The organism is Fulvivirga sp. (genome assembly GCF_040220315.1).
Lineage (GTDB): Bacteria > Bacteroidota > Bacteroidia > Cytophagales > Cyclobacteriaceae > Fulvivirga.
Window position 1 is genome coordinate 1 of sequence record NZ_JAVJUY010000008.1, and the last position, 4,945, is coordinate 4,945.

3 protein-coding genes are annotated in these 4,945 nt (G+C 38.4%); all 3 read left to right on the plus strand.

Annotated elements, in window-relative coordinates; translation table 11 throughout:
• A partial coding sequence (locus RLO81_RS00315; RefSeq protein ID WP_350105598.1) for a DUF4007 family protein occupies window positions 1-640 on the plus strand: 640 nt, incomplete at its 5' end.
• On the plus strand, window positions 630-3,782 hold the full coding sequence (locus tag RLO81_RS00320) for a hypothetical protein (RefSeq protein ID WP_350105600.1): 3,153 nt from the start codon (window positions 630-632) through the stop codon (window positions 3,780-3,782). The genes RLO81_RS00315 and RLO81_RS00320, both read left to right, overlap by 11 nt.
• The gene (locus tag RLO81_RS00325; protein ID WP_350105603.1) at window positions 3,775-4,911 is read left to right on the plus strand and encodes a phosphoadenosine phosphosulfate reductase domain-containing protein; all 1,137 of its coding nucleotides are present in this window, start codon (window positions 3,775-3,777) and stop codon (window positions 4,909-4,911) included. The genes RLO81_RS00320 and RLO81_RS00325 overlap by 8 nt, the downstream gene beginning before the upstream one ends.
• Window positions 4,912-4,945: the final 34 nt, after the last annotated feature.

The following is a 4,945-nucleotide window of genomic DNA, read 5'->3' on the forward strand; positions in this document are numbered from 1 at the left end:
GAATGTCGCTAAAAAAATCTTTGATGATAAAAAGGGATGGGACCCCTATTTGGAAGACCAAGGTACTCTTTGGTTGTTGCATTACTATTTAGTCAAGAATAATTATGCTTCTGCTTACCATATAATTTTCCATGAAATTAGAAAAAGGAGGCCAGAGTTCAATTTTAGTCATTTTGAAAATTGGATTCAGGAGAAAGCAGGTTCCTTCGCTAATAAAACCTTAAAGACCGACCTTCAGATTTTTAGTCGTATGTACATCCCAAGGGATGATAGCAAGGATTTGGACGAAAGTTACTCTGGACTCTTAACCGAACTTGGCTTGGTTCAAAAGCTCAAAAGGGAAAAACTTGAGTGGTTTTCAATCGAACCAAAGGGAAGACCAGAGATTCCACCTGCAATATTTATGTACTGCATTTTGGAGAATGAGGCTTATGGTAATTCCGTAAGTTTTGAGAATATGTATGGAGAAGGTGTAGGAAGCATTTTTGCGTTCAATCGGGAAGGCCTGACGGAAAAGTTGGAAGAGATTTCTGAGAAGTATCCATTTGTGACGTTCAGTAATGAAGCTGGTGTCAAAGAACTCCAGTTTACCTCAAAGCCTGACCCAATCGAAATATTAAAGAAGTATTATGAAGGCTAAGTTTTCACCGTCTGTCAACATCATCCGGGATGAAGCCTTTGAGGTGAATTACCTTGTCACACCGAACGCAAAAAAGGTAGCCAAAGAAATTGAGGGCTTATCTAATAAAGATTTTAGGGCGTTTACGATAATTGGATCATATGGATCTGGTAAATCTTCTTTTTTGTGGGCCCTGGAGAAGGATATTAAACGGGAAAGGTCATTTTTCGATATTGATCTCGGTAATAAGCTAGAGATTGTAAAATTGTTAGGTGAGTATGCTTCATTACAAGAAATACTTGCTGGTAAATTAAATACGGATTTATCAGTAGAATCAATCCTTACCAAACTCCGGCCTACCTCTAAAAAATCAAGGCTGGTAGTTATTGACGAGTTTGGAAAGTTTGTTGAATATGCGGTCAGGAATGAGCCTGAAAAAGAGATATACTTTTTTCAGCAATTGGCAGAGTTTGTTTCTGATCCTGATAACAATTGCATCCTTATTACTACGCTACATCAAAGTTTCGATGCTTATTCATCTTCATTCCTAAATGCAGCAGAGCGCAATGAATGGCGAAAGGTAAAAGGAAGATTCAAGGATCTGACTTTCAATGAACCAGTAGAACAGCTATTATTTTTGGCCGCTCAAAAACTAGGTAGCCAATCGAAGTCAAACCCGGAAATTGTAAGGAAAACGCTACGACTTCAGAAGGAGCATACTATTGTCAAATCAGACCCCAGCTTCCTGGAGGATGTTTGTTCACAATTATGGCCTTTGGATATTTTTTCCGCCTACATACTATCAGTGGGTTTACAGCGGTACGGACAAAATGAAAGATCGTTATTTACTTTTCTGGAAGGGGAACTGGATACCACCAACAATAAACACCTGATAATTTCAGATATCTATGATTACCTGAACCATGAATTTTACTCACAACTAAGAAGTCAGAAAACACACGATTATAGTGGTTGGCGCTCCATTTCAGTTGGGTTAGAGCGGACAGAAAATTTGTTTGTAGGCGATATTACCGTTGCACAAGAAATTATCAAGATAATTGGTTTGGTTACACTGCTTGGACATAAGGGAGCAAAAGTTGACCAAGATTTTCTTACATGCTATTTAGACGAGTTTTATTCTGTCTCTGAGATTAAACAAAGCCTTGAGGAATTAGAAGCTAAGAAAATTATCCTTTACACAAAATACAACAATGCATATCGCATAATCGAGGGTACTGATGTTGATTTTGCGGAAGAGCTGAAGCAAGCAGACAGAGAAGTCGATGATCATGTTGATGTTTCGACAAAACTTAAAGAACACTTCCAGTTTTCGGTAGTAAATGCTAAGGCTATTACTTACAGGGTCGGGACACCGAGGTTTTTTGAATATGTCATTTCGGAGAAACCGATTCAAAAAATACCAACTGGTCAAATAGATGGATTTATCAATCTACTTTTTGATGAATCCCTTCAGCTTGAAGATTTAATAGAATTCTCTAAAAACCAGCCAGAGTCTATCTATGCGGTATTTAGAAATGTCGAAAACATAAAAGAATTGCTAATCGATATCGAGCGTACACTCAAGGCTAAATCCAAGCATACAGATGACAAAGTTGCCCGCAAGGAGTTTGAAAATATTTTTGCCAGTCAGAAGCAATTGCTCAATAGAAATGTGCTGGAAGCATTATTCACCGATCAGGTTTCTTGGTATTATAAGGGTGAGAACGTCAAGATAACTTCACAAAAAGAGCTGAATAAGTCGCTTTCTCAGGTTTGTGAATTGGCTTATCCCCAAACACCAATATTCAGAAATGAGTTGATCAACAGGCATGTAATGCAAGGCGGTAATGCTGCAAAAAAGCCTTATTTCGAAGCATTGGCATCAAATTACCATTTGCCGGATCTCGGGTTTAAGGATGAAGAGTTTCCACCCCAAAAGACAATTTATCTTACGCTTTTAAAGGAAACCGGTATTCATGTGCTGAAAGATGGAGTATTCAAATTTCAGAAGCCTACATCAAATACCTTCAAACCCCTATGGGAAGCTTGTGAAGCTTTTCTTCTTTCAACCAAATCAGAAAAACGAAAAGTCACTGACCTGTATGGCTTATTAGCTACCAAGCCCTTTAAATTGACTCCAGGATTTTTGGATTTCTGGATACCAACTTTCCTTTTTATCAAACGTGATGATTTTGCGCTGTTTAGTGATGAAGAAGCATATCAGCCGGAATTGACGGATTCGCACCTGTACTTTTTCACTCGTGATGCAGATAAATTTTCCATCAAAGCGTTTGATGTAGAAGGGGTCAAACTTGATTTGTACAACAAGTATAGGGAACTACTTCAGTTAAGGAATACGGATAAGGTTAACAATCAAAGTTTGATTGAGAGTGTAAAGCCATTTATGGTTTTTTACCATCATCTCAACGAATATGCCAAAAACACCAAACGACTAAGCACTGAAGCTATAGCTCTGAGAAAATCCATCGAGAAGGCAGAGGACCCTGAGAAGCTTTTTTTTGAAGAGTTTCCCAAGGCAGTTAATGTTGAATTAAAGGAACTTTTGGATTCTAAGGAGCTTTTTGATGAGTATATTTTGAAGCTCCGTGGTGCAATACGGGATTTACAAAGTTGTTTTGACCAGTTAGTTGATTCCGTAGAGAAATTTATAGTGACTGAGCTACTTGATGAAAAGCAACTCACATTTCAAGAATATAAATCTAGAATTGAAAAGCGATTTGCAAATCTAAGGGAGCACATGCTTCGGCCCCAGCAGACTGCTCTTTTGGTTCGCCTGAGATCAACATTGGATGATCGGAACTCATGGATTAACTCCATTTGCCATGTGGTTATGGGTAAATCACTTGAGTTATTGAGAGACAAGGACGAAGAGTTATTCAAGGATAAACTAGGGCAAGCCTTTCAGGAACTTGACAACCTTCTAGTGGTTAGCAAAGCCTCTAAATACGGAAACGAAAGAGTACTGAAGGTTGACATAACATCTTTGGAAGATGGAACCAAAGGGCAGATCATTCATGTCCCTGAAGAATTGGATGATAAGGCCCTGGATATGATGAATAACATTAAAAAGGCGTTAGGACGGAATAAAAATTTGAATAAGTTTATATTATTGAATTTATTAAAACAACAACTTGATGACTAAGCCAAAACACGTATTAGGAATATCTGGTGGAAAGGATAGTGCGGCTCTAGCTATCTATTTGCGCAATACCTTTCCTGAACTCAATGTTGAATACTATTTCTGTGATACAGGGAAAGAACTGGATGAAACCTACCAGCTTATCAATCGACTAGAGGGATACCTTGGAAAAACAATCGAAAAACTTGAACCTAAAGAAGTGAAGGACTTGGGTGAAAACCCATTCGATTATTACTATCAATCCTACCGAGGGTATCTACCATCAAATGTAGCGCGGTGGTGCACCAAGAAAATGAAACTGGAGCCATTCGAAAGTTTTGTGGGGGAAACTCCAACCATATCATATGTTGGTATTAGGGGCGATGAAGATCGAGAAGGATACATTTCTAAGAAACGCAACATCCAGTCAATTTTCCCCTTTCGAAGAAATATCTGGAGTGAGGAGATTATCAAAAATGTGCTTTCAGCCTCCGGAACTGAGCGGCTATTGGATCTGTACAGCGGAGTTCTCAAAGGAAGTAGATTGGATAAGGTAGTTCAAATTATTCGAGAACCGTTGATCCTTTTAGATCGTCATTTCGATCAAAACCGTATGGCAATTCAAGAAAGACTGAATTTGCTATTTGATCAAGGGCTACCTGAATTTAATAAAGTTGTGTTTGATTTTCTCAAGGACAAGGAATATCCGATTTCCTTCGAGGATGATTATCCCCTCCTCTATAATGAGGACGTTTTGGTTCGCGATGATATTTTCCGGATGCTAAAAGAAAGTGGAGTTGGTGTACCTGGTTATTATGAAAAAATGGATTACAAGGTAGATGGTCAAACTGGTCAATATGCCCGTAGTAGGTCGGGTTGTTATTTCTGCTTTTTCCAACAAAAGATAGAATGGGTATGGCTATATGAACAACATCCGGATCTATACCACCAGGCTATGGAATATGAAAATGAGAAAGAAGGATTTACATGGAATCAGCATGAATCACTCAAGGATTTAATCCACCCAAATCGCATCCGTCAGATCAAGTCTGAGCATCTTAACCGGATGGACAAGGAAAAATCGAAAGGCTCTAAATACCTTCTTGATAAGGTAATAGACGCTGAAAAGGATTGTATAGCTTGTTTTGGGTAAAATGATATTAGTATGAATATAGATCTTAGTATAG

Excerpts from the sequence above, each read along its gene's own strand:
- RLO81_RS00320 (WP_350105600.1), top strand. The coding sequence starts at position 630 with ATGAAGGCTAAGTTTTCACCGTCTGTCAACATCATCCGGGATGAAGCC.
- RLO81_RS00325 (WP_350105603.1), top strand. The coding sequence starts at position 3,775 with ATGACTAAGCCAAAACACGTATTAGGAATATCTGGTGGAAAGGATAGT.